Consider the following 23,231-nt stretch of genomic DNA (forward strand, 5'->3'; position numbering starts at 1 on the left):
CACGTTTGCGCAGCGACTTGCGGCGATTCCTGCGGACGACGGCCTCGGCGATGGCGATCGTCGTCGGCGCGACGCTGGCCGCCTCGGCCGAGGGCGCGCCGCATCCCAATCAATTCTGGTGGCCGGACCAGCTCGATCTCTCACCGCTGCGCCGCAACGCCGCGGAATCGAATCCGCTCGGCAAGGATTTCGACTATGCGAAGGCGTTCCAGTCGCTCGATCTCGCTGAGGTGAAGAAGGACATAGAGTCCGTATTGACGACCTCGCAGGACTGGTGGCCGGCCGACTACGGCAATTACGGCCCATTCTTCATCCGCATGGCCTGGCACGGCGCGGGAACCTATCGCATCCACGACGGCCGCGGCGGCGCGAGCGGGGCGCAGCAGCGCTTCGAGCCGCTCAACAGCTGGCCGGACAACGCCAATCTCGACAAGGCGCGCCGGCTGCTGTGGCCGGTGAAGAAGAAATACGGCCAGAAGCTCTCCTGGGGCGACCTCATGGTGCTGACCGGCAATGTCGCCATGGAGAAGATGGGCTTTGCGACCTTCGGCTTCGGCGGCGGCCGCAGCGACGATTGGGAGCCCGATCTCGTCTATTGGGGCGCGCCAAAATTCATGGGCAATAATCGCGACAAGAGCGGCGCGCTGGAGAAGCCCCTGGGCGCGGTCCAGATGGGCCTCATCTATGTCAATCCCGAGGGACCGAATGGCGTGCCGGACCCGCTGGCCGCGGCCAAGGACATAAGAGAAGCCTTCGGCCGCATGGCGATGAACGATGAGGAGACCGTCGCGCTGATCGCCGGCGGCCATACTTTCGGCAAAGCGCATGGCGCCAAATCGCCGGCCAAATGCGTCGGCCCCGCGCCGGCGGGAGAGAAGATCGAGGCGCAAGGCCTCGGCTGGGCCAATCGCTGCGGCTCCGGCAAGGGCGCGGATGCGATCACCAGCGGGCTGGAAGGCGCCTGGTCGGTCGATCCGGTCTCCTTCACCACGCAATATCTGGACAATCTCTTCGGCCATGAGTGGGTCAAGACCAAGAGCCCGGCCGGCGCGACGCAGTGGAAGCCCAAGGATGCCGAGGACGTCGTCCCCGATGCGCACGAGCCCGGCAAGGCGCATCCTCTTATGATGTTCACCACCGATCTGGCGCTGAAATTCGACCCCGAATACGCCAAGATCGCCAAGCGCTTCCATGACGATCCGAATGCGTTCAAGCTGGCCTTCGCCAAGGCTTGGTTCAAGTTGACGCATAGGGATATGGGGCCGCGCTCGCGCTATCTCGGCGCGCTGGTTCCGAAAGAAGAGCTGATCTGGCAGGATCCCGTTCCCGCGATCGACTACAAGCCGATCGAGGCCGCGGATATCGCCGGACTGAAGTCGAAAATCCTCGCTTCAAACCTCACCGACGCCGAGCTGATCCGCACGGCCTGGGCCTCGGCGGCCTCCTTCCGCGGCACGGATAAGCGCGGCGGCGCCAATGGCGCGCGCATTCGCCTCGCGCCGGAAAAGGATTGGCCGGTCAACGACCCCGCCGAGCTGGCGAAGGTCGTGAAGGCGCTGGAGGAGGTGAAGGCCGGCTTCGACAAGGGGCGCGCCGACGGCAAGCGCGTGTCGATCGCCGATCTCATCGTGCTCGGCGGCTCCGCCGCGATCGAGGACGCCGCCAAAAAAGCCGGAGTCACGATCGAGGTTCCGATCTCGACAGGGCGCGCGGATGCGACGCAGGCGCAGACAGATGTCGAATCCTTCGCGGTTCTCGAGCCGAAGGCGGACGGCTTCCGCAACTACTTCGCCAAAGGCGGCGAGAAATCGCCGGCGGAGGCCTTGGTCGATCGCGCGAGCCTGCTGGAGCTCACCGTCCCCGAGACCGCCGTTCTCGTCGGCGGAATGCGGGTCCTCGGCGCGAATGAGGGGAATTCGCGGCTCGGCGTCCTCACCTCGCGGCCGGGCGTGCTGAGCAACGAGTTTTTCGTCAATCTGCTCGACATGTCCACGCAATGGAAAAAGTCGGCCGAGACGGAAGGCGTCTATGAAGGCCGCGACCGCAAGAGCGGCGCGCTCAAATGGACGGCGAGCGCTGTCGATCTGATCTTCGGCTCCAATTCCGAGCTGAGGGCGGTGGCGGAAGTCTACGCCTCGGACGATGCGAAAGAGAAGTTCGTGCGCGACTTCGTCGCCGCATGGGTCAAAGTGATGAGTCTGGACCGCTTCGACTTGCGCAAGTCTTGACGCGTCGTATCTCTCCCCGCGCTTCGCGGGGAGAGAGCCCCATGCGACGCTCGGCTATTGACATAATTCCCTGTTTTCCACTCGAAAGCCGGCCCGCCTCAGGCCGCACGCGCCTCGGCGTTCGCGACGACGCGCAGCCGCGCGACCTGATCGATCAATTCGCGCGTCCGCTCGGCGAGATCGGCGCTGGCGTCGGAGGAGCGGGCCGCGATCGCCGCATTTTCCCGCGTCGCCTTGTCGATTTTGCCGACGGTGAGGCATATTTCGCCGAGGCTGGCCGATTGTTCTTTCGCTGCGGCCGCGACATTGGCGACGAGCGCATCGGTCGAGGATGTGAGCTGGACGACCTCGCTCAATGTGCGGCTCGTCTCGCTCACGAGACCGACGCCGATCCCGACCTGCCGTTGCGCGGTTTCGACGAGCGCCCCGATTTCCTTGGCCGCCTCGAGCGCGCGTTGCGCCAGCGCGCGCACTTCGGAGGCGACAACCGCGAAGCCGCGGCCGGCCTCGCCGCTGCGCGCCGCCTCTATGCCGGCGTTGAGCGCGAGAAGATTGGTCTGGAAGGCGATTTCGTCGATGAGATCGACGATCCGGCCGATCTGGCCGGATGAATCCTCGATCGCGCTCATCGCGACGATCGTGTCGCGAAGGACCTCGCCGCCGCGCCGCGCGGCACTGCTGGCGCGATTGACGAATTCGCGCACCTCGGCTGTCGTGTCCGCAGTGCGCTCGATCGCGGAGGTCGAGGCGCCGAGGTCTATGGCCGCCTTGGCGAGCTCGAGCGCCTGCTGCTCGCTGCGCTCGGCGAGGCTGTCGGCGACGCGCGCCCCTTCCGTCGTCCGCTCGAGAACAGCTTGGGAGTTCTTCGCCACGGCGATCATGGCGCGCCTCAGCTTCTCGACGGCCTGGTTGAAATCGGCGCGGAGCGGCTCGTATTGCGGCGCGAAGGGCGTCTCCAGCCTCGAGGTGAAATCGCCGCCGGAGAGCCGCTCGAGCCCATGCGCGAGAGCGGCGACCACAGCCGCCTGCTCGTCGGCGGCCCGACGGCGCTCGCCGTCGCCGGTCTCGCGCAGCTGGGCGGTCAAGCGGCGCTGGGACTCGGCCTCTCGCTCGAGACGCCGCTTCTCTTGCGCCGCGGCCTCGAAAGCGCGGAGCGCCCGCGCCATGTCGCCGATCTCGTCGCGCTGATCGACGAAGGGGATGTTCTCGTCGAAATCCTCTTCCGCCGCGCGCTTCAGGGCCAGAGCGATCGTTTCCAGCGGCGCGCGAATCTGTGTCGCGACGATCCAAAAAGCGACGATTATGGCGAGCGCGGTGGCGGCGGCCGGGACCGCCAGCGTCAACGCTTCGTCCCGGGGCCGGCGCTCTTCTTCCGCTCGGCGATTGGCCGAGAGGCGCCGGAGCGTGTCGCGGACGAAGGCGTCCATTTCGGCGATCATCTGGCCGCGATTGGCGATCGTCGCCTCGTCATTCGCCTGGACCAGCGCGGCCTTCGGCGAGATCGTCAGGCCGAGCTCGATCGTATCGTTCTGATAGGCGATGAATTCTCGTATGGCGAGGGAGAGCTTCGTCTTCTGCTGCTCCGACATCCTGCCGCCGGCGCGGGAGACGAGAGCGTCGGCCGATCGACCGAGATCGTCGAGCGCCCGACGCAGACCCGTCAGCTTTTTCTGCACTTCGTTCTTGTCGTCGGCAGAGAAGACCGCATTGGCGAGAATCGCCACATGCTGCACGGATTGCGCGAGCCCACGCACCTCGAGGACATAGTCATAATCCGCCTCGATCTCATTCGTCTGCCGCGCGTGGAGGCGCGATTGCCAGAAGGCGAAGAGGGAAAGGCACAGAGCGAGAGCGCCGAGCAGCGTGATGACGCCGCCGAGCTTGCGTGCGATGCTCGATTTCATCTGTTCGACAAGCCGCGTGGAGGAAAGACGCGGCACAATGCCCGAGCTCCCGTTTCGAAACAGCTAACGCCGATATCTCTAAGCCATTATTTTTTATGACGCTTGTGTGACGGTCTGGCGACTGCGGGGGCGAACCGCGATTCCCCAGCTGTCAATGCTCGGACTCGATCGCCGGCAACCGCACTGTCGCCAGCGCCAGCGCCGCCATGCCCTCCTGCCGGCCAGTGAAGCCGAGGCGTTCCGAGGTCGTGGCCTTCACCGCCACGCGGCCGATGTCGACCTCCATGATCTTGGCGAGGCTCTCGCGAATAGCGTCGCGATGCGGACCGATCTTGGGGGCCTCGCAGACGATGGTCGCGTCGATATGGGAGATGATCCCGCCGCGCTCGCGCACGCGATTGGCCGCGAAAGCCAGGAAGATGGAGGAGGGCGCGCCCCGCCACTGCTGGTCCGAGGGCGGGAAATGTTTTCCAATGTCGCCATCGGCCAGGGCTCCGAGCAGAGCGTCGGTGATGGCGTGGGCGAGCACATCGGCGTCGGAATGGCCGGCGAGGCCATGGCTGTGCGGCACCGGAACGCCGCCGAGCCAGACCTTGTCGCCCTCGCCGAAAGCGTGGACGTCATAGCCCTGGCCGGTGCGAATGTCGGAGAGGTCGCCCAGCAATGCGTTTTGCGCGCGCAAGAAATCCTCCGGCGTGGTGAGCTTGAAATTGGCGGCGTCGCCCGGGAACACATGGACCTTGTGGCCGGCGGCCTCGGCGACCATGCCGTCGTCGGTGAGCTCGGCGCCGCCGCTCGCGACCTTGCGATGCGCGGCGAGGATCAGCGGAAAGGCGAAAGATTGCGGCGTCTGCACGAAGCGCAGGCTCGAGCGGTCGGGAGTGGCGATCACCACGCCCTCGGCGTCGATCTGCTTCACCGTATCGGCGAGCGGCAGGCCCGGCACCGCCGCGCCATGGGCGCGCGCCGCCTCTATGGCCCTGGCGACGAGCGCCGGGTCGGCGAAGGGCCGCGCGGCGTCCTGGATCAGCACGATCGCGGGGGCGGGAGAGAGGGCGGCCAGCGCCTCGAGCCCATTGCGCACGCTCTGCTGGCGCGTCGCGCCGCCGATCGCCGGCTCGAGCAGCTGCGCGCGCGCGCTGTCCGAGAGCTCGGCGACGCTGCCGCTATAGAGCTCCGCGTCGTCGGCATGGATGGCGACGAGAAGCGAAGCCTGAGGCGCAGCCCGGTGCATCGCTTCGAGCGTGCGCGCCAGCACAGACTTGCCGAGAAGCGCACGATATTGTTTTGGAAGGCCGTCACCCGCCCGCACGCCGCGGCCGCCGGCGACAGTGAGGATCGCAATGGTCGAGGATGAGCTCATAGGAGGTTCCTCTCCCGCTTTTTCGGCTTCGCGTCAATTTTCACTATTCTCGGGGATGTACGCATTGCGTACGTATGCCCATCTGCATATAGTGTAGGCACGATGACAACTGATGAATTTATAGGCGAGACCATAGGAGCCACGCCTTTGCGCATCGGTTCGCTTCATCTTACGGGGCGCGCCTTTCTGGCGCCTATGGCCGGCGTGACCGATCTCGCCATGCGGCGGATCGCATTGCGTTTCGGCGCCTCCGCGGCGGTCGGCGAGATGGTCGGGGCGAGCGCGCTCGCGCGCGGCGACGTCGAGGCCCGCCAGCGGCTGGACGGCTCCGGCATAGACGCCCATATCGTGCAGATCGCGGCGCGCGATCCGGCCGGCATAGCCGAGACGGCGCGCCAGGCCGAGGCCGCGGGAGCGAGGCTGATCGACATCAACATGGGCTGTCCCTGCAAGCGCGTGACCGGCGGCCTCGCCGGCGCGGCGCTGATGCGCGAGCCGGCGCTCGCCGCCGAGCTGGTCCGCTCGGCTGTGGGCGCGGTCAGGGTTCCGGTGAGCGTAAAAATGCGGCTCGGCTGGGACGATTCCAGCCGCAACGCCGCCGAGCTGGCGCGACTGGTGGAGGCCGAGGGCGCCGTCATGGTGACGGTCCACGGCCGCACCCGCGCGCAATTCTATGAGGGCAAAGCGGATTGGCGGGCGATCGCCGCGGTCAAGTCCGCCATTAAAATTCCGGTCGTGGCCAATGGCGATTGCGCCTCGCCGCAGGACGCCGCCGCAATGCTCGCGGCCTCCGGCGCCGATGCGGTAATGATCGGACGGGCGGCGATGGGGCGGCCGTGGCTCGTCGGCGACATCGCTCATTTTCTCGACGCCGGGCGCCGTCGCGCGACGCCCTCCGCCTCAATGCGGCTGGAGGCCGCGCTCGAGCATTTGGACGGTCTGCTGATCGCCATGGGCGCGAATCTAGGCCTGCGCCATGCACGCAAGCATCTCTCCGCCTATGCCGAGCAGGCGGAGGGAGACGCAGAGGCGCGCGCCGGTCTCCGACGGGCGATGCTCGCCTCTTCCTCGGCCGAGGAGGTTCGCGGGCTTCTTCGCCTTTTGTTCTCGCTCGAGCCGGCGCGAGGGGAGCCGGCTCCGGCATATTGCTGACGCGTAAGTCCCGTACAGGATCGGCGCGCGCTCCGCGCCAGAGGAGTTCCGAGGTGTCGAGATGACCGCCGAATCCAACCCGCACCGGCGCAAGAACGCGCTCGCCACGCCCGTCGGCGCGCGGCTGCGCGTCATCGCCGAAGATAACCGCGCCTGCATTCTCGAAGCATTGCCCAATGTGATCCTGGCGATCCGGCCGGATGGAGTGATCGTCGACGCCAACGCCGCGGCGGAGTCGTTTTTCGAGATCGGCAAGCCGATTCTCATCGGGCAGGAGCTGAGCCGTCTCGTGCCCTTCGGCTCGCCCTTGATCGCCCTTATCGAGCAGGTGCGCGAGCGCGGCTCGGCGATCAATGAATATCGCATCGACCTCGGCCGGCCCGGAGCGGAGGGCGAAAGACGCGTCGATGTGCATTGCGCGCCGCTGCCGGACAGCGAAGGCGGCGTTCTCGTGGTGCTGCAAGAGCGCACAATTGCCGATAAAATAGACAGGCAGCTGACCCATAGGGGGGCGGCGCGCACGGTTTCTGGGCTCGCGGCGATGCTCGCCCATGAGATCAAGAACCCGCTGTCGGGCATTCGCGGCGCCGCCCAACTGCTGGAAAGCTCTGTGGGAGACGCCGATCGGGCGCTGACTCGGCTGATCTGCGAGGAGACCGACCGCATCGTCCGCCTCGTCGATCGCATGGAGGTGTTCTCCGACTCGCGGCCGCCGGAGCGCGAGAAGGTCAATATTCATGTGGTGCTGGACCATGTGAAGCGCGTCGCTCGCAGCGGCTTCGCCCGCCACATTCGCTTCATCGAGAATTACGACCCGTCGCTGCCGCCTGTCGCCGCCAATCGCGACCAGCTGGTGCAGGTCTTTCTCAATCTGGTCAAGAATGCGGCCGAGGCGATCGGCGACTCCATAGACGGCGAGATCGAGCTTTCCACCGCCTTCCGGCCGGGGGTCAGCCTGCGCACCGCCGGCGACAAGCGCCCGGTGGGGCTGCCGCTGGAATTCTGCGTGCGCGACAATGGCCGCGGCGTTCCCGAGGACATAGCCGCGCATTTGTTCGATCCCTTCGTCACCACGAAGACTTCTGGAACTGGCCTCGGACTTGCACTGGTGGCCAAGATCGTCAATGACCACGGCGGCATCGTCGAATGCGAATCTCACCCGAGGCGTACCACTTTCCGTATTTTGATGCCGATGTATCGCAACAAGGACGAGGAGAAGCGCGCGGACGAGCGACGAGCCAAACGACAATATACCGCCGCCGAGGGAACAGAGCCTGCGCCGAGAGAGCGCCGCTCGTGAGAACGATCTGCTGGAGAAAAATCCGATGACCCACGGCGAGATTCTGGTCGCCGACGACGACGCCGCGATCAGAACTGTGGTGGCGCAGGCGCTTTCGCGCGCCGGCTATGAGGTGCGCACCACCGGAACGGCCGCGACCTTGTGGCGCTGGGTGCAATCGGGCGAGGGCGATCTCGTCGTCACCGATGTGGTGATGCCGGATGAAAACGCCTTCGAGCTGCTGCCGCGCATAAAAAAGCTGCGCCCCGATCTGCCGATCATCGTGATGAGCGCGCAGAACACTTTCATGACCGCGATCCGCGCCTCCGAGCGTGGCGCTTATGATTATCTGCCCAAGCCCTTCGATCTGAAGGAGCTGGTCGGCATCGTCGGCCGCGCCATGGCCGAGCCGCGCAAGAAGAACGAGATCGACGGCCCGGACGATATGGAGGGCATGCCCCTCGTCGGCCGCTCGCAGGCGATGCAGGAGATCTATCGCTCGCTGGCGCGGCTGATGCAGACCGATCTGACCGTCATGATCAATGGCGAGTCGGGCACCGGCAAGGAGCTCGTCGCCCGCGCGCTGCACGACTATGGCAAGCGCAAGAAAGGCCCCTTCGTCGCCATCAACATGGCCGCCATCCCGCGCGATCTCATCGAGAGCGAGCTGTTCGGCCATGAGAAGGGCTCCTTCACCGGCGCCAATCAGCGCTCCATCGGCCGTTTCGAGCAGGCCGAGGGCGGCACGCTGTTCCTGGACGAGATCGGCGATATGCCGATGGAGGCGCAGACGCGGCTTTTGCGCGTGCTGCAGCAGGGCGAATATACGACCGTCGGCGGCCGCACGCCGATAAAGACCAATGTCCGCATCATCGCCGCGACCAATAAGGATCTGCGCGCGCTGATTCAGCAGGGCCTGTTCCGCGAGGACCTCTATTTCCGCCTCAACGTCGTGCCGCTGCGCCTGCCGCCGCTGCGCGAGCGCTCCGAGGATATCGCCGACCTCGTGCATCACTTCTTCAAGGTGGCGGCCAGCGAGGGCCTGCCGCAAAAATATATCGAGCAGGCGGCGCTCGACCGCATGAAGCGCTATCGCTGGCCGGGCAATATCCGCGAGCTGGAGAATCTCATTCGCCGGCTCGCCGCCCTGCATCCGCAGGAGGTCATCACCGAGGCGGTGGTGGAGCTCGAGCTCGAACACGAGATGCGTCAGGCCTCGCCCGGCGATCGGCTGCAGCCGGCGGCGTCCATCCTGGCGGATATGCCCTCCGATAAGGATTTGACGCTCTCCACCTCGGTCGAGCAGCATCTCGCCAAGCTGTTCCGCGACCATGGCGATCGTCTGCCGCCGCCGGGCCTCTATCACCGCGTCATTCGCGAGATAGAGGTGCCGCTGATCTCCGCCGCGCTCGCCGCGACGCGCGGCAATCAGATCAAGGCGGCGGAGCTTCTGGGCCTCAACCGCAACACGCTGCGCAAAAAGGTCAACGACCTCGACATTCGGCTGATGCGCTCGCCGCGCTAAGGAAGCGTAGACTCCTTCTCCCGCTCGCGGGAGAAGGTGGCCCTCGCGTCAGCGAGGGTCGGATGAGGGCCATTGCCGCTCATCCGAGGCTTTGAAAAAAACCAACTCTGTCCAGCAAACTCGAAGGACCCTCATCCAACCCCGCTGCGCGGGGCCACCTTCTCCCGTAAACGGGAGAAGGGAGCGCGCGAGATTGCCTCTACCGGCGCCACGACCTATACAGGCGCATGTCCATGGCGGGAGACATTCAGGCGCCCGAGCCGCCGGCTGCGCCCAGGAAGCGATCCTGGCGGCTGTGGTTCGGGCCGATCGCGGTGGTCGCCGCCGTCGCCTGCGCGCTCGCCACCTTCTTCGTCATGGCCGAGCTCGCGCCCGTGGCGCCGACCAGCGACGTCGTCTATCCGCTTTTCTTCGCCGACGCCGTCGCGCTGGTTCTTCTGGTCGCCCTGGTGCTCGTCAAGGCGGGCACGCTCATCGGCTCCTGGCGGCGCGGCGCCGCGGCGGCCGGGCTGCATATTCGCATCCTCGCCTTCTTTTCCGCCTTGGCGCTGACGCCGGCGATCACCCTCGCCATCGTCGGATCGGTGACGCTCGAGCGCGCGCTGAACCCGCAATTCCTCGCCATGGTGAAAACCTCCGTTCACAGCACGGCGGAGGCGGCGCGCGTGTTCCGCGAGACGCAATGCCGCTCGCTGCTGCAGGAGGCGCAGCTCTCCGCCTCGGACCTCGATCGCGCCCGCGCCATGTTCAACGCCGATCGCGGCCTGTTCCACGAGTTCTTCGTCTCGCGGGCGCGCTTCCTCGGCTTTTCCGTGGCGGCGATCGTCAAGACCGACGGTCAAATATTGGAGCGCGTCGATGTCACGGCCGACGGCTCGGCCATCGTCATCGCGCCGCCGGCCTCGGATTTCGAGGATGCGCGCAAGGGTGAGCCGCTCTGCCTCGTCATCGACGATGGGCTCACTTTCGTCGCGCTGCGGCCGCTGTCCAGCTTTCCCGACACATTCCTCTATGTGACGCGGCCGGTCGATCCTTTCGGCGTGCAATTCCCAGAGCAGGCGGCGAGCCTCATCGCCACCTATGACGCTTTCGAGACCTATCGCGGCGCGGTGAAAAAGGCCTTCACCGTCATGTATGCGCTGCTCGCCACCATAATGCTGCTGTCGGCGGTGTGGGTCGGGCTCGATTTCGTCGATCGGCTGGTCGCGCCGATTCGCGCGCTCATCGCCGCCACCGATCAGGTTTCGGCCGGCAATCTCGACGTGCGCGTCAATGTCGAGCGCTCGCATGGCGATCTCGCGCGGCTCGGCTCCGTCTTCAACAATATGACCAGCGAGATCGAGCAGCAGCAGAGCCGCCTGCTCGCCGCCAATCACCAGAATGAGGAACGTCGCCTCTTCACCGAGGCGGTGCTCTCCGGCGTGCCGGCGGCCGTCATCGGCGTCGATGCGGAAGGGCGGATCAATGTGCTGAACCGCTCGGCGGAGGAGCTTCTCGTCGGCGGGGCGGGGCAGGGCGTGGGCGATAAGGACGGCACGGCGGCGGCGATCGGCGCGCGGGCGGCCGAGGCTCTCCCCGAGATCGCGCCCATTCTGGCGGACGCGGTGGAAGCGTTTCCGCGCGCCATTCAGACGCAGATCAATATAAGGCGCGGCGTCAAGGAGCTGACGCTCGCCGTCCGCGTCACCTCGGCGAGCACGCAAAAGGGCGGCGCGCATTTCGTCGTCACGCTGGACGACATCACCGATCTCGTCACCGCCCAGCGCACCTCCGCCTGGGCCGATGTGGCGCGGCGAATCGCCCATGAGATCAAAAATCCGCTGACGCCGATCCAGCTCTCCGCCGAGCGGCTGAAGCGCAAATACGGCAAGCACATCACCTTCGAGCGCGACGTCTTCGACCAATGCACCGACACGATCGTGCGCCAGGTCGACGACATCAAGCGCATGGTCGACGAATTCGCCTCCTTCGCACGCATGCCCAAGGCGCGGCCGGTGCGCGACGATCTCTGCGACTGCATGCGCCAGGCCTTTTTTCTGACGCGCGTCGCGCATAACGACGTCGAGATGACGCTCAATCTGCCGGAGGCGCCGGTCTACGCGGTCTTCGATCGAAGGCTGCTGTCGCAGGCGCTCACCAACATAGTGAAAAACGCAGCCGAAGGCATAGAAGCGCGCGAGGACGCCGGCGCGCTCGCCGCCAAGCGCATCGACATCAGCCTCGGCGTGCGTGATCGCATGGCCGAGATCGACGTCGTCGACAATGGCAAGGGCTTTCCCGCCTTCAACCGGCAGCGCCTGCTCGAGCCTTATATGACGACGCGCGCCGAGGGCACCGGGCTCGGCCTGCCTATTGTCGCCAAGATCATCGAGGACCATGGCGGCCGACTCGAATTGCTCGACGCCCCCTCCGGGACGGGCGCCTGCGTGCGCCTGCTGATTCCGCTCGCCGAGACGGCGGCGGAGGAAACGCAGGCGCAGGCCCGGATTTCGTGAATGGTGAGGAACATGGTCAGCGACATTCTCATCGTCGACGATGAAGAAGACATCAGAGAGCTGGTCGCCGGCATTCTCGGCGACGAGGGCCATGGCGTGCGCACCGCCAAGGACGCCGATGGCGCTCTGGCCGCGATCGAGCAGCGCCGCCCACATCTCGTTTTCCTCGATATTTGGCTGCAAGGCTCGCGCCTCGACGGCATGCAGGTGCTGGAGATGGTCCAGAAGCAGCACAAGGACCTGCCGGTGGTGATGATCTCCGGCCACGGCAATATCGAGACGGCGGTCAGCGCCATAAAGCTCGGCGCCTATGACTTCATAGAAAAGCCCTTCAAGGCGGACCGACTCGTGCTCGTCGCCGAGCGCGCGCTCGAGGCCTCGCATCTGCGCCGCGAGATCAGCGCGCTGCGCCAGCGCGCCGGCGCCTCGGACCGCATCGTCGGCAGCTCCTTTCCGGCGCATCAGCTGCAGCAGGTGATCGCCCGCGTCGCGCCGGTCAATTCGCGCGTGCTCATCACCGGCCAGCCGGGCTCCGGCAAGGAGCTCGCGGCGCGCTGCATCCATGCGGCCTCGCAACGCGCCCTCGGTCCCTTCGTCGTCATCAATGCGGCGACGATCACGCCGGAGAATATGGAAATAGAGCTGTTCGGCAGCGAGGGCGGCGAGGGCGCGCGCAAGATCGGCGCGCTGGAGGAGGCCCATGGCGGCACGCTCTTCCTCGACGAGATCGCCGACATGCCGAAGGACACGCAGGCGAAAATCCTGCGCGTTCTGGTCGAGCAGAATTTTCAGCGTGTCGGCGGGACGGCGCGCGTCGAGGTCGATGTGCGGATCATCTCCTCATCGGCGCGCGATCTCACCTCGGCGATAGAGGAGGGCGCTCTGCGCGAGGATCTCTTCCATCGCCTCTCCGTGGTGCCGATTCGCATCCCCTCGCTCGCCGAGCGGCGCGAGGATATCCCCGAGCTCATCGAATATTTCATGGAGCAGGTCTCGGCGACCTCCGGCATGCCGCGCCGCAAGATCAGCGAGGATGCGCTCGCCGTGATGCAATTGCACGATTGGCCGGGCAATATCCGCCAGCTGCGCAACAATGTGGAGCGGCTGATGATTCTGACCGCCGGCGACGCGACGGCGGAGATTTCCGCCGAAATGCTGCCGTCCGAGATCGGCCAGCTCGTTCCCGCGACTCCGGCCGGCGTGCGCGGCGAGAAGCTGATGAGCCTGCCGCTGCGCGAGGCGCGCGAAGTGTTCGAGAGAGAATATCTGATCGCTCAGCTCAATCGCTTCAGCAACAATATTTCGCGAACGGCGGAATTCATTGGAATGGAGCGATCGGCGCTCCATCGCAAGTTGAAGTCGCTCGCCATCGAGTGAGCGACAAATCTCGCCGATACAAGATCTTGCGAAAATTTCCTATTGGCTCTGCGGCGGTTTGGCTCTAGTTGATGCGTTTCGTCTCGTCGTAAACTCGTCGAAACAGCGGGTTACAGGACCGTAAGGGGAGGCCTTTGGCCGCATGAGGGAGTTGCGTCTTGCGCATCGCGCCGACGCGGGCTCTAATGTGCGGTCGGATGGCTATGGACCGATAAGAGCGACGCAAATCGCCCCGATAACGAAAAACAGAACAGGATAGCCGATGTCCTCCGAACGCGCGCAAAATCTGCAAGATACGTTTTTGAATTACGTGCGGAAGAACAAAGTCCCGCTCACGATTTTTCTGGTCAATGGCGTCAAATTGCAGGGCATCGTGACCTGGTTCGACAATTTCTGCCTCTTGCTGCGGCGCGATGGGCATTCCCAGCTCGTCTACAAGCATGCGATCTCGACGATCATGCCCGGCCATCCGATCCATATGTTCGAGCCGGGCGAGGAGGGCGAGCAGAGCCCACCGGAGCGCCATCGCTGAGAGGGCTCCATAAGCGGGCGGCGTTTTTCGTTTTCTGGTAGGAGTCCGCGCGAGAACTATAAAAGGCTGGCGAGACGCGCGGCGAATCGCCGAGGCGCTCGGCTCGGCGGGTCGAGGTGAGGTTGAACGAAAAAGCATCAGCGTCCGAGGACCGGACGGCCGGCGCGCCCACGAAAGCGCTCGTGGTCGGCCCCTATCCCACGCGGCCGCGCGCTTCGGAGAGCGGAGCCGGGCAGGGCACGGAGCGCGACCCCGTCGCTCGCCTCGCCGAGGCGGTCGGTCTCGCCGAGGCGATCGAGCTCGACATCGTCGGAGAGATCGGCGTCTCGCTGCATGACGTGCGGCCGGCGACCTATCTCGGCAAAGGCAAGGTGGAGGAGATCGCCGAGACGGTGAAGGCCGCGGAGGTCGAGCTCGTCACCATGGATTGCCAGCTCTCGCCGGTTCAGCAGCGCAATCTCGAGAAGGCCTGGGGCGCGAAGGTCATCGATCGCACCGGGCTGATCCTGGAGATTTTCGGCCGCCGCGCCCGCACCAAGGAGGGCTCGCTGCAGGTCGAGCTCGCCCATCTCGCCTATCAGAAATCGCGGCTCGTGCGCAGCTGGACCCATCTCGAGCGCCAGCGCGGCGGCTTCGGCTTTCTCGGCGGCCCCGGCGAGACGCAGATCGAGACGGACCGCCGCCTGATCGAGGAGCGCATGGCGCGTATCGAGCGCGACCTCGATCAGGTCAAGCGCACGCGCGGCCTGCATCGCAAGAAGCGGCGCGAGGTTCCCTATCCGGTCGTCGCTCTGGTCGGCTACACCAACGCAGGCAAATCGACGCTGTTCAACCGGCTGACCAAGGCCGGCGTGCTAGCCGAGGACATGCTGTTCGCGACGCTCGATCCGACGCTTCGCCAGATCCGCCTGCCGCATGGCGCCAAAGTGCTGCTCTCCGACACGGTCGGCTTCATCTCCGATCTGCCGACCATGCTGATCTCCGCCTTCCGCGCCACGCTGGAGGAGGTGACGCTCGCCGATGTGATCCTGCATGTCCGCGATGTCTCGCATCCCGATTGGGAGGCGCAGGCCGCCGATGTCGAGGCCATTCTCGGCGAGCTCGGCCTTTCCGGCGAAGCGGGAACGCGCATTCTCGAAGTGTGGAACAAGATCGACGCGCTCGACGACGAGATCGTAGCCGCGATGAAGATCGCCGCACGTGGAAAGAAGAACGTCGATCGGCCGTCTCTCGTTTCGGCGCTGACCGGGGAGGGACTCGACGCTTTGCTCGAGCGCATAGAGACGCGTCTCGCCGAAGGGCGCATTCAGCTCGAGGTCGAGCTCGATCCAGCCGACGGCGCCGGCATCGCCTGGCTGCACGCCCATACGGAGGTGCTGGATCGCCAGACGCTGGCCGATGGCCGCGCGCGGCTCATCGTGCGCGTTGCGCCGGAGCGATTTGACGGGGTCACGCGCCGCTATCCGCAGGCGGAAGTGCGCGCTCGGGCGTCATCCAAGCGGCGCGCGCGCTAATTCCCCCTCTCGGCGCGCCTCGAGTCCCGAGGCGCTGGAACCGGCGGAACGCATCATGGATCGAATATATCTGATCGTCGCTATTCTCTCCGAGGTGGTCGGCACCTCGGCGCTCAAGGCGAGCGAGGCTTTTTCCAAGCCGCTGCCGTCGGTCATCGTCGTCATCGGCTATGGCGTGTCCTTTTTTCTGCTGTCGCTCGCGCTGCGCAGCATTCCGGTCGCCGTCGCCTATGCGATATGGTCCGGCGTCGGCCAAGCGCTGATCGCCGTCGTCGCCTGGTTCGCTTTCCATCAGAGGCTCAACGCCGGGGAAATGGCCGGCATGGGCCTCATCATCGCCGGCGTCGTCGTGCTGAGCCTGTTTTCCCAGACCGCTCATTGAGGATGTTTCGATGCCGCTCGCCTTGCTCATCGGCAATAAGGGCTATTCCTCTTGGTCGCTGCGCGCTTGGCTACTGCTGACGCAGCTCGGAATCGAATTCGAGGAAATATTGGTTCCGCTCTATCAGGCGGACTCCAAGGCAAAGCTCCTCGCCTTCTCGCCGGCCGGCAAGGTTCCGGCGCTGCGCGCCGACGACATTCTCGTCTGGGAATCGCTCGCCATCGTCGAATTCATCGCCGAGCGCTTTCCCGATCTGCCGGTCTGGCCGCGCGATCCGGCGGCGCGGGCTCTGGCGCGCTCGCTCTCGGCGGAAATGCATGCCGGCTTCACCGCGCTGCGCAGCGAATATCCCACCAATTTTCGTCGCGCGCCCGGCGCCATCGCAGCGCCGAGCGCTGGGGCCGCGGCCGATATCGCGCGCATAGACGCCGCCTGGCGCGACGCGCGCGCGCGTTTCGGCGGGCAGGGACCATTTCTCTTCGGCGAATTCTCCGCCGCCGACGCCATGTTCGCGCCGGTCGTCTGCCGATTCTGGGCCTATCGGCTCGACGTCTCGCCGCAGGCGCAGGATTATATGCGCGCGATCGAGGCGCTGCCGGCCTATCGCGAATGGACGGAAAGTGGCCGGGCCGAGCCCTGGGTCCTCGAGAAATTCGAGAAGTGATCTCGGCGCGCCGGACTCACTTCCGCTCGTCGGCTTTGGCGGCCTGCCACAGCGCTTCCATCTCATCGAGCGTCGATTGCTTCGGGCTCTTGCCCTTTTCCGCGAGCGCGCGCTCGATATAGCGGAAGCGCCGCTCGAATTTGGCGTTGGCGCCGCGCAGCGCCTGCTCTGGATCAGCGCCGACATGGCGAGCGAGATTGGCGACGGCGAAGAGAAGATCGCCGATCTCCTCGACGACGGCGGGCGCATGCGGGGCGCCTCCGTCGCCCAGTTCCGCCTCCACTTCCAGCGTCTCCTCGCGGATTTTCTCCAGCACGAGACGCGCGTCGGCCCAATCGAAGCCGACCTTTCCCGCCTTTTCCTGAAGCTTCACTGCACGCGTCAGAGCGGGCAGGGCAGGCGGAACGCCATTGAGCAGGCCGGCGGGCTCTTCTATGCCGCGACGCTCGGCGCGGGCCTTCTTCTCCTGCGCTTTGATCTCGGCCCATTGGACGGCGACATCATCAGCCGAGGCCGCGGATTTGTCGCCGAACACATGCGGATGGCGGCGGATGAGCTTGTCCGAAATCGCCTCGGCCACATCGGCGAAGGCGAAAGCGCCGCCCTCCTCGGCCAGACGGGCGTGAAAGACCACCTGCAGCAGCAGATCGCCGAGTTCGTCGCGAAGATCGCCGAGATCGCCGCGCTCTATGGCGTCGACGACCTCATAGGCCTCCTCGAGCGTATAGGGGGCGATGCTGGCGAAGTCCTGCTCGAGATCCCAAGGGCAGCCGGTTCCGGGGGTGCGCAGGGCCGCCATTATGCCGAGGAGGCGCGCGATCGCGTCCTGCGTCATCGGCCGACCTCGAAGAGGCGGGAGGGGCGCCGAGAAGCGCGAGCGACGCGTTGTTTTGACGCAGCAGGGCGCGGAAAAAAAAGCGAGGAATCCGAAACGCTTTGCTCTAACATGAGTGCCGGATCTCGACTGCGCCCTTGGTCTACCGCCCTCCGCAGTCGATCCGAGGGTCCGGGGCCAGATTACGCCTTGCAAACGACAGCGCCTCGGACCCGACTTGCGCATCCGAGGTGAGTTGGTTGTCGCCTTCAGGCGCGTAGCCGCAAGCCGGGAACGACTTGCGGCCCACTGATTTTAAAAGCCTCAGTCGACCGTGATCGACAGCGCTTCGCGACCCTTGGCCGTGTCGACGACCTGCATCGTCACGGGCTGGCCTTCGGCGAGATGATTGACGCCGGAGGGACCGAGGATCGAGATATGGACGAAGACGTCCTTCCCGCCATCATTCGACTGAACGAAGCCGAAGCCCTTGGTCTCGTCGAACCATTTGACCTTGCCGGAGACCGGCACCGCCGTCGACGGATCGGGAGCCTGACGGCGAGGCGGACGATCGAAGCCGCCGCCGCCGCTGCTGCTGCGCGGACGCTCTGCGGTCGCGGTCGAAAGATCGACCTCGAGCACGCGAGTGACCTGCTGGCCCTTGACCGAGCTCGACACCTGCACCTTCAGCTTCGCTCCGGGCGGCAGGGCGTCATAGCCCGCAGCCTGAACGGCGCCGATATGCAGGAACGCGTCGCCCGTGCCATTGCCGAGCTCCACGAAGCCGAAGCCTTTATCAGGCTTGAACCATTTGACGACCGCGTCGATCGCGGGCTCGTTCGAGGACGGGGGCGGCGCATCGCCAAATCCACCACCTCCGCCGAAAGGCGACCTCGGCGGCCGGCTGGGCCGCGGGCTGTCGTAGCCGTATGGGGGGTCGTCGTCGAACCCACGTTTTCTGGGTCCCCGGAAGTCTCGACCTTTGCTGCTCATGTCTTGGTACTCGTCTCCGCCAACCGCCAAAAGACCGCTATAGCCACATGCACGGCCTCTCGCCGGGCGCAAAAGCGCCGACGACGCACGCGTCCGCCGGCGTCTCGCGGAGAGCCGGTTTTGGTGCGTTCGTAAGTGTGCCAGTTGAATGCCATATAGTCCCGCGCAATCGCCTTTTTACCAGGAAGCGGCCCAGTCTGGCTAGATGAATTCGCCAGCATTTTCGAAAAAACCCGAGGCCGCCGCTCACCATGCGACGAATCACAGGGTGAGAACACGGTGATCGAACCCCGGAAAAGTGGCGCGAGCGCGGCAAGAACGCCGCGCATCCGCACTCGGCGCGCCACAGCGGCGCGAGGCCTCGAAGGCGAGGGGCCGGACGCTCGACGCACAATTGTCTGAAATCATGGAAGATCAGAAAAACGAAAATCGCATAATCGATATTATGGAACTTAAAATCCATTCGCCTCGGGGCAGGAATGCGGCTCTGGTCGACGACGGCGATCAGGCAACGCGCAGATTAGCACGCGCCATATCGGCGTGGCTCGGACGATCGGCTCATGGATAATGCGGCTGTTTCGGACGCCCGGCTCAGGCCAGTTCGATCCGCATTCCGTCGAAGGCCGGGGTCACATTCTCCGGCAGTGTCGCGGCCAGCACGTCATAGTCGAGATCGACATGCAGATCGGTCAGAATCGCGCGGCGCGGCTTGAAATGAGCGACCCATTCCAGCGCCTCGCCGACGGAGAGATGCGTGCCGTGGCGCTTGTGGCGCAGCGCATCGATGATCCAGACGTCGAGCCCCTCGAGATGGCGGAAGCTCTCTTTGGGCACGGAATTGAGGTCCGGCGTATAGGCCAAGCCGCCGATGCGAAAGCCGAGCGCGTCCATATCGCCATGGTCGAGCCGGAACGGCATGGCTTCGATGGTTCCGCCAGGACCTTCCACCGTCACCTCGCGGCCGAGATGGATGCGATGCTCGTCGAGCAGCGGCGGATAATAGCTGCCGGGCGGCGTCTTGAAGATGTAATCGAAGCGATCCGTCAGCATTTTGGCCGTCGGCTCGTCCAGATAGGCCGGAATGCGGCGGCCGCTCTCCAGCACCAGGCCGCGCACATCGTCGACGCCATGCGTATGATCGGCGTGCGGATGAGTGAAGAGGATCGCGTCGAGATGGTCGACCTTCGCGTCGATCAATTGCTCGCGCAGATCGGGCGAAGTGTCGACCAGCACATTGGTCCGCGCGTCGCCCTCGGTTCGCGTCGCCAATATCGAGCAGCGTCGGCGGCGATTCCGCGGATTGGCGGGATCGCAGGCGCCCCAGCCCTGGCCGACGCGCGGAACGCCGCCGGAGGAGCCGCAGCCCAATATTGTGACGGCGAGGCTCATTCGGCCCCCCGCCGTGTCTCGATCGGCGTCATTTTGGAGAACAGCGCCAGCGCATTGGCCGTCGTCTGCGCCGCCATCTCCTCAAAGGAGACGCCCTTGGCCGCGGCGAGCGTGCGCGCCGTATCGGCGACATAGGCGGGCTCATTGCGCTTGCCGCGATGCGGGACGGGCGCGAGGAAAGGCGCGTCGGTCTCCACGAGCAGCCGCTCCAGCGGCACGTCGCGCGCGATCTCGCGCAATTCGCCCGAGTTCTTGAACGTCACCACGCCGGAAAAGGAGATGTAGAGCCCGAGCTCCACAGCCGTCTCGGCCAGCGCGCGCGAGCTGGTGAAGCAATGGAGCAGGGCCTTGAAAGCCCCCTTCCCCATTTCCTCGCGCAGAATTTCGGCGCAATCGGCGTCGGCGTCGCGCGAGTGAATGACGAGCGGCAGCCCGCTCTCGCGCGCGGCGGCGATATGGGTGCGGAAAACGCGATGCGCCAGCGCGCGCGGGGCTTTGTCATAGTGATAGTCGAGCCCCGCCTCGCCTATGCCGACGCATTTCTCGTGGCGCGCCAGCGCGACCAGCTCGGCGGCGCTCGCCTCGCGCTCCTCATGGGCGTGGTTGGGATGCGTGCCGACCGTGCAGAACACATCCTCGTAACGCTCGGCTATGGCGGCGATCGCAGCGAATTTCTCGACATGGGTCGAGATGGTGACGAAACGCGCGACGCCCTGCGCCCGCGCGCGCGCCACGACCTCCTCCTGCTCGGGAGCGAAATCGGGGAAGTCGAGATGGCAATGTGTGTCGATCAGCATGGGCTCGGCCTGAACTCTCGGCGTGTCGGCGCCGAACCCTTAACGCGCCCGGCCGGGAATTGGAACGATTCTATTCGGTGGGGGATTCGGCGTCCTCGAGGCGGCAAAGCAATTCGGCGACCAGCCGAGCGCCTCACGAGCATCCGGTGACGAGGCCGTCGCTGCGCCCGGCGCGCAGCGAGCGCGAGACGTGCGTCACCAGCGCATCGAATTTCTTCTTCTGCGACGCAGGATATTCGATCGAGACATTGTTCCAGATTTCGCCTCGGCAGGAGAGCAGCGAGCGGCGATAGAAAATGCGGTCGCCCTTCGTGCCGGAGACGACGACCCAATCCTTGCCCTTCTTGGCGTAGGTCACCGTCTCGCCCTCGCCGGGCGCGAGACGGTCGGCGAATTCCTGATCTTTCTGAAAGGCGCGATAGCCGCCAAAGATGGCGATCTCGGCCTGCTTGTCGGGCGAGGTGAAGACGCGGCCGTCGTCATTCTCCGGCGCCTCGCCCATGGTCCAGCCCTTTGGCACATCGGCCGTCGCGCCGAAGCGGGCGTTGCGATAGGCGAGCCAGGCTTCGGCGTGCAGTGGGTCGGCGCAGAGCAGGGCCGCGACCGTCGCCGTCATTCGAATGAGGCTCGCTCGCGACCGTTCCATTTGCGTCTCTCCGTCAGCTCTTGGCGCCTTGCGCCTCGCCCTCCTCCACATAGCGCGGAAACACCGGCGCAGGCGCCGGCAGCGGCGCGCCGGGGCTCAGCGCATCCGACTCGCCTGCATGGATGAAATCGCGCGCATCGGCGGGAACGGCGAGCAGATCGAGCAAGCCCGAGGCCGCGGCCGGAATGAAAGGCTGCAGCGGAATGGCGAGCCGCCGCAGCGCCTCCGCCGTCACATAGAGGATCGTCTCCATGCGCTTGGGGTCGATCTTCTTCTTGGCCCAGGGCTCCTCGCCGGCAAAATAGCGATTGGCGTCCCCGACGACGCGGAACAGCTCCGCCAGCGCCAGATGCGGCGCATAGGCGTCCATCGCCTCGCGCGCCTTGCCGAGCGCGGCCGCGGCGTCGGCGAGCAGCGCGCGGTCCGCCTCGGTGAATTCGCCGGGGGTCGGGACGACGCCGCCGCAATTCTTGGCGATCATAGACAGAGAGCGCTGCGCCAGATTGCCGAGATCATTGGCGAGATCGGCGTTGATGCGATTGACGATCGCCTCATGCGAATAATTTCCGTCCTGGCCGAAGGGCACCTCGCGCAGGAAGAAATAGCGCAGCTGATCGACGCCATAGCGCTGTGCGAGATCGATCGGGTCGATGACATTGCCGACCGACTTCGACATTTTCTCGCCGCGGCTGAACAGAAAGCCGTGCACGACGATCTGCTTCGGCAGAGCCACGCCGGCCGACATCAGAAAGGCCGGCCAATAGATCGCGTGAAAGCGCGTGATATCCTTGCCGATGACATGGGCGTTCGCCGGCCAGTAGCGCGCGCGCTCCCGCTCCCCGGTCAGAAAGCCGGTCGCGGTGATGTAATTGGTGAGCGCGTCCACCCACACATACATCACATGCGGTGAATTGGTCTCGGGCTTCGCCGGGACCGGAATACCCCAGTCGAAAGTGGTGCGGCTGATCGAGAGATCTGTGAGGCCGCGCTTCACGAAGGAGACGATCTCGTTTCTGTATTTCTCCGGCGTGATGAAATCCGGATGCGCCTCATAGAGAGCGAGCAGCTTCTCCTGATAGGCCGAGAGCTTGAAGAACCAGCTCTCCTCCTCCACCCATTCGACCGGCGTGCCCGTCGGCGCGAGCTTCTTGCCCTCGACCTCGGTGATCTCGCCTTCGTCGTAATAGGCCTCGTCGCGCACCGAGTACCAGCCGGAATATTTGGCGAGATAAATATCGCCAGCCGCCTCCATGCGCTTCCATATCTCGAGCGCCGCCTCCGCGTGGCGCGGCTGCGTGGTGCGCACGACATCGTCGGCGAGCGCGTTCAGCGTCTCGCCCATGGTCTGGAATTGGCCGGCGGTGCGGTCGGCGAGCTGCTGCGGGGTCAGCCCCTCGCGCTCGGCGGTCCGCTGCATCTTCTGGCCGTGCTCGTCCATTCCGGTCACGAACAGCACGTCAAAGCCGTCGAGCCGCTTGAAGCGCGCGAAAGCGTCGGTCGCGATGCGTTCATACGCATGACCGATATGCGGGGCGCCATTCGCATAAGGAATGGCGGTGGTGATCATGAAGGTCGGACGTTCAGCCATGGGCCAAGGGTCTAGCGCGCTTTGCCGCGGCGGGAAAGCGGAAGGCGTGCGGCGCAGCAAAATTCCTGATCAGATCATGCGCGCGAGCGCCGCCCGCCAATGTTCGAGCTTGCGATCGAAGCTCATGGCCGCATGAGCCGGGCTGGTCGAAGGCAAGATCACGCTGGGCGGCGCCGATGCGAGGAGCGTCGGCGCGACCATCCGGCGATAGAGATCGCCCGCCTTGCCGCCATTGAGGCAGACGAGGGCCGTCTGCGGATGCGCGGTCAGAAAGCCCGCTATGTCGTTGACGACGACGCTGGCGACGTCGATCTTCTGGTCGAGGCTGCCCGGCCGTCGCCCCTGCGCGCAGACATCCCACAAAGCGACGCCCTTCTCCATCAGCTGCTCGAGGCGTTCCTCATAGGGAAGCTCCGCCGCGACGCCGAACAGTCGCCCCATGATCGGCCAGAAAGCGTTGCGCGGCTGCGCGTAATATTGGACGCGCGCCAGCGAGACCTGCCCGGGCAAAGAGCCGAGGATCAGCACGCGGGCGTCGGCGCGGGAGACCGGCGGGAAGCCTTTCGAGGTCGGAATGACGTCCAAGGAA

At 65.5% G+C, this 23,231-nt stretch carries 19 protein-coding genes; 10 read left to right on the top strand and 9 right to left on the bottom strand.

Annotated features, from left to right (window positions below):
* Window positions 1–50 precede the first annotated feature (50 nt).
* A complete protein-coding gene (gene katG, locus K369_RS02800; protein ID WP_036287158.1) occupies window positions 51–2,228 on the top strand; it encodes a catalase/peroxidase HPI in 2,178 nt (725 codons plus the stop codon).
* A 98-nt stretch (window positions 2,229–2,326) separates the two neighbouring features.
* Here the strand turns inward: katG and K369_RS02805 are convergent, their stop codons facing one another.
* Complete coding sequence (locus K369_RS02805; RefSeq protein ID WP_036287160.1) at window positions 2,327–4,132, bottom strand: methyl-accepting chemotaxis protein; 1,806 nt, start codon at window positions 4,130–4,132, stop codon at window positions 2,327–2,329.
* Window positions 4,133–4,283: 151 nt separating this feature from the next.
* Window positions 4,284–5,495, bottom strand: coding sequence for a bifunctional 2-C-methyl-D-erythritol 4-phosphate cytidylyltransferase/2-C-methyl-D-erythritol 2,4-cyclodiphosphate synthase (locus K369_RS02810; protein ID WP_036287168.1), 1,212 nt, complete (start codon window positions 5,493–5,495; stop codon window positions 4,284–4,286).
* A 147-nt stretch (window positions 5,496–5,642) separates the two neighbouring features.
* Here K369_RS02810 and dusB point away from each other — a divergent pair, with 147 nt between their 5' ends.
* The 9 genes from dusB (at window position 5,643) to K369_RS02855 (ending at window position 16,415) form a co-directional block, all read left to right on the top strand.
* Window positions 5,643–6,647, top strand: a complete 1,005-nt coding sequence (dusB, locus tag K369_RS02815; RefSeq protein WP_036287719.1) for a tRNA dihydrouridine synthase DusB — start codon at window positions 5,643–5,645, stop codon at window positions 6,645–6,647.
* A gap of 61 nt (window positions 6,648–6,708) precedes the next feature.
* A complete protein-coding gene (locus tag K369_RS02820) occupies window positions 6,709–7,947 on the top strand; it encodes a nitrogen regulation protein NR(II) (RefSeq protein WP_036287170.1) in 1,239 nt (412 codons plus the stop codon).
* Between the two features lie 25 nt (window positions 7,948–7,972).
* Complete coding sequence (gene ntrC / locus K369_RS02825; RefSeq protein ID WP_036287173.1) at window positions 7,973–9,451, top strand: nitrogen regulation protein NR(I); 1,479 nt, start codon at window positions 7,973–7,975, stop codon at window positions 9,449–9,451.
* 227 nt (window positions 9,452–9,678) lie between these two features.
* Window positions 9,679–11,946 (top strand): PAS domain-containing sensor histidine kinase, encoded by a 2,268-nt coding sequence (locus K369_RS02830; RefSeq protein WP_036287176.1) that lies wholly within the window; start codon window positions 9,679–9,681, stop codon window positions 11,944–11,946.
* A 12-nt stretch (window positions 11,947–11,958) separates the two neighbouring features.
* The gene (locus K369_RS02835) at window positions 11,959–13,323 is read left to right on the top strand and encodes a sigma-54 dependent transcriptional regulator (RefSeq protein ID WP_036287721.1); all 1,365 of its coding nucleotides are present in this window, start codon (window positions 11,959–11,961) and stop codon (window positions 13,321–13,323) included.
* Window positions 13,324–13,585: 262 nt separating this feature from the next.
* Window positions 13,586–13,855: an RNA chaperone Hfq gene (hfq, locus tag K369_RS02840; RefSeq protein ID WP_018265371.1), complete on the top strand. Its 270-nt coding sequence runs from the start codon at window positions 13,586–13,588 to the stop codon at window positions 13,853–13,855.
* Between the two features lie 122 nt (window positions 13,856–13,977).
* On the top strand, window positions 13,978–15,369 hold the full coding sequence (gene hflX, locus K369_RS02845; protein WP_036287179.1) for a GTPase HflX: 1,392 nt from the start codon (window positions 13,978–13,980) through the stop codon (window positions 15,367–15,369).
* A gap of 55 nt (window positions 15,370–15,424) precedes the next feature.
* Complete coding sequence (locus tag K369_RS02850; protein ID WP_018265373.1) at window positions 15,425–15,751, top strand: multidrug efflux SMR transporter; 327 nt, start codon at window positions 15,425–15,427, stop codon at window positions 15,749–15,751.
* Window positions 15,752–15,761: 10 nt separating this feature from the next.
* Window positions 15,762–16,415 (top strand): glutathione S-transferase family protein, encoded by a 654-nt coding sequence (locus tag K369_RS02855; RefSeq protein WP_036287182.1) that lies wholly within the window; start codon window positions 15,762–15,764, stop codon window positions 16,413–16,415.
* Between the two features lie 16 nt (window positions 16,416–16,431).
* Here K369_RS02855 and mazG read toward each other — a convergent pair whose 3' ends face one another.
* The 7 genes from mazG to K369_RS02890 all read right to left on the bottom strand — a co-directional run bounded on the left by mazG (window position 16,432) and on the right by K369_RS02890 (window position 23,227).
* Window positions 16,432–17,250, bottom strand: coding sequence for a nucleoside triphosphate pyrophosphohydrolase (mazG, locus tag K369_RS02860; RefSeq protein ID WP_036287185.1), 819 nt, complete (start codon window positions 17,248–17,250; stop codon window positions 16,432–16,434).
* 303 nt (window positions 17,251–17,553) lie between these two features.
* Entirely contained in the window at window positions 17,554–18,222 is a 669-nt protein-coding gene (locus K369_RS02865; protein ID WP_036287188.1) for a cold-shock protein, read from the bottom strand.
* Window positions 18,223–18,813: 591 nt separating this feature from the next.
* Window positions 18,814–19,611 (bottom strand): MBL fold metallo-hydrolase, encoded by a 798-nt coding sequence (locus K369_RS02870; protein ID WP_036287191.1) that lies wholly within the window; start codon window positions 19,609–19,611, stop codon window positions 18,814–18,816.
* Complete coding sequence (locus K369_RS02875; protein ID WP_036287194.1) at window positions 19,608–20,408, bottom strand: TatD family hydrolase; 801 nt, start codon at window positions 20,406–20,408, stop codon at window positions 19,608–19,610. Before K369_RS02875 ends, K369_RS02870 begins: the two co-directional genes overlap by 4 nt.
* 133 nt (window positions 20,409–20,541) lie before the next feature.
* On the bottom strand, window positions 20,542–21,054 hold the full coding sequence (locus tag K369_RS02880; protein WP_245278062.1) for a hypothetical protein: 513 nt from the start codon (window positions 21,052–21,054) through the stop codon (window positions 20,542–20,544).
* A gap of 13 nt (window positions 21,055–21,067) precedes the next feature.
* Window positions 21,068–22,621 (bottom strand): methionine--tRNA ligase, encoded by a 1,554-nt coding sequence (gene metG, locus K369_RS02885; RefSeq protein ID WP_036287724.1) that lies wholly within the window; start codon window positions 22,619–22,621, stop codon window positions 21,068–21,070.
* A gap of 90 nt (window positions 22,622–22,711) precedes the next feature.
* Entirely contained in the window at window positions 22,712–23,227 is a 516-nt protein-coding gene (locus K369_RS02890) for a DNA-deoxyinosine glycosylase (protein WP_084570400.1), read from the bottom strand.
* Window positions 23,228–23,231 lie beyond the last annotated feature (4 nt).

The sequence above is a fragment of the Methylosinus sp. PW1 genome (assembly GCF_000745215.1).
Classification (GTDB): Bacteria; Pseudomonadota; Alphaproteobacteria; order Rhizobiales; family Beijerinckiaceae; genus Methylosinus.

What these genes read in the sequence shown, in the direction of transcription:
- K369_RS02835 (WP_036287721.1), top strand. Translation starts at nt 11,959, where the DNA reads ATGGTCAGCGACATTCTCATCGTCGACGATGAAGAAGACATCAGAGAG.
- hfq (WP_018265371.1), top strand. Translation starts at nt 13,586, where the DNA reads ATGTCCTCCGAACGCGCGCAAAATCTGCAAGATACGTTTTTGAATTAC.
- K369_RS02855 (WP_036287182.1), top strand. Translation starts at nt 15,762, where the DNA reads ATGCCGCTCGCCTTGCTCATCGGCAATAAGGGCTATTCCTCTTGGTCG.
- K369_RS02820 (WP_036287170.1), top strand. Translation starts at nt 6,709, where the DNA reads ATGACCGCCGAATCCAACCCGCACCGGCGCAAGAACGCGCTCGCCACG.
- K369_RS02830 (WP_036287176.1), top strand. Translation starts at nt 9,679, where the DNA reads ATGTCCATGGCGGGAGACATTCAGGCGCCCGAGCCGCCGGCTGCGCCC.
- katG (WP_036287158.1), top strand. Translation starts at nt 51, where the DNA reads ATGGCGATCGTCGTCGGCGCGACGCTGGCCGCCTCGGCCGAGGGCGCG.
- K369_RS02810 (WP_036287168.1), bottom strand. Translation starts at nt 5,495, where the DNA reads ATGAGCTCATCCTCGACCATTGCGATCCTCACTGTCGCCGGCGGCCGC.
- K369_RS02870 (WP_036287191.1), bottom strand. Translation starts at nt 19,611, where the DNA reads ATGAGCCTCGCCGTCACAATATTGGGCTGCGGCTCCTCCGGCGGCGTT.
- mazG (WP_036287185.1), bottom strand. Translation starts at nt 17,250, where the DNA reads ATGACGCAGGACGCGATCGCGCGCCTCCTCGGCATAATGGCGGCCCTG.
- K369_RS02875 (WP_036287194.1), bottom strand. Translation starts at nt 20,408, where the DNA reads ATGCTGATCGACACACATTGCCATCTCGACTTCCCCGATTTCGCTCCC.
- ntrC (WP_036287173.1), top strand. Translation starts at nt 7,973, where the DNA reads ATGACCCACGGCGAGATTCTGGTCGCCGACGACGACGCCGCGATCAGA.
- K369_RS02865 (WP_036287188.1), bottom strand. Translation starts at nt 18,222, where the DNA reads ATGAGCAGCAAAGGTCGAGACTTCCGGGGACCCAGAAAACGTGGGTTC.
- K369_RS02880 (WP_245278062.1), bottom strand. Translation starts at nt 21,054, where the DNA reads ATGGAACGGTCGCGAGCGAGCCTCATTCGAATGACGGCGACGGTCGCG.
- K369_RS02805 (WP_036287160.1), bottom strand. Translation starts at nt 4,132, where the DNA reads ATGAAATCGAGCATCGCACGCAAGCTCGGCGGCGTCATCACGCTGCTC.
- K369_RS02850 (WP_018265373.1), top strand. Translation starts at nt 15,425, where the DNA reads ATGGATCGAATATATCTGATCGTCGCTATTCTCTCCGAGGTGGTCGGC.
- metG (WP_036287724.1), bottom strand. Translation starts at nt 22,621, where the DNA reads ATGATCACCACCGCCATTCCTTATGCGAATGGCGCCCCGCATATCGGT.